General features: G+C 40.0%; 1 protein-coding gene. It reads right to left on the bottom strand.

Features of this window, described 5'->3' with window-relative positions; genetic code table 11:
* Positions 1-7 precede the first annotated feature (7 nt).
* Positions 8-1,086, bottom strand: a protein-coding gene (locus tag G1O98_RS38300) for an IS630 family transposase (protein WP_163939680.1) whose coding sequence is annotated in 2 segments (ribosomal slippage) — positions 8-618 and positions 618-1,086 — 1,080 coding nt in all. Because the reading frame shifts where the segments join, the coding sequence is not laid out codon by codon here.
* Between the last annotated feature and the right edge of the window lie 74 nt (positions 1,087-1,160).

Here is a 1,160-nt window from a genome sequence, read left to right as displayed (position 1 = left end):
TATAGGACTAATATTTGATTTCTGAAAAAGCTCCGTACATTTGAAGGGTGGGGAAATCAAAGGTCGTGTGTCGGATAAACCACTCAAACATCCACTTCAGATGAGAGAACGAAGGAATCAAAGCACAGAAACGCCGCACCCAGGTTTTAGCTTGTAACCAAATATCCTCAATTGGATTTTGTGATGGACAATTAGGAGCAAAACGGACGCAGTGAATTTGCCATTCTTCTTCCGGTAAACCAAGATTTACCTCGCCTAAAAAGTCTTGGACTTGATGGGAACGATGGTAAGAAGCACCATCCCAAAAAATAAGTAATTGTTGCTGAGGGGACTGGTCTAATAAATAACGTAGATAATCAATTGTATTTTCTGAGTTACCTGCCTTATATGCTTTAAGAAGTAATTCGCCTTTGAGATAGTCAACTGCTCCGTAGTACGTCTGCTTGTCTCGCTCATTGACGACCGGAACTGCAATTTCTTGGTCAGTTTTACCCCAGACATACCCACTCAAATCTCCCCACAGCAGATGACACTCATCTATTAAAAATACTCTCAATAATCCTGCTTCTATTTCTTTTCTGCGGCTTGCCAACAATGTCTCAATTTGTTTTTTTTTACAGCTACAGCCTCATAGTCTGTTTTGGGATTGAGCTTTGTGGTTTTCTTCCAACTGATTCCAGCCGCATCAAATAATTCGTAATAGCTGCGTTTCGACTCGTAAGTGACATCATATTCAAACGCTAGTTTATATTCCAGTTCACCTAGTTCCCAATATGCCTTCGTTTGTAGCCAACTTAATACTTCTTCTCGTTGTTCAGTACTCAAATAGCTTTTCCTGCCCTTATAGCTCAGATGCAGTCCCGAAACCCCATATTCCTCGTAACTTTGCTTCCAACTTGTTATCGAACCAACTGACACATCTAAAATTGTTTGAATTTCTTCATACTTGTAGCCTTGATAAATCAGTTTGACTGCCAATGCTTTCCTGACTTCACGCGCATCTGAACGAGCATCTATAAATTCTTGTAGTTCTGCGTTAGCGAAGCTCACCGAAGGTATCGCCCCTTGTAGATGCTGATTTATCATGGTTCACTCTTAGACCGATATTTACCTCAGTATTATCTCGTAGTCTTTTTCAAAAATCAAATATGATTCCTATA

The organism is Nostoc sp. UIC 10630 (genome assembly GCF_010747425.1).
Taxonomy (GTDB): domain Bacteria; phylum Cyanobacteriota; class Cyanobacteriia; order Cyanobacteriales; family Nostocaceae; genus Nostoc.
Note: the sequence above shows the minus strand (reverse complement) of the source record. Positions and strands in the feature narration are given on the sequence as shown.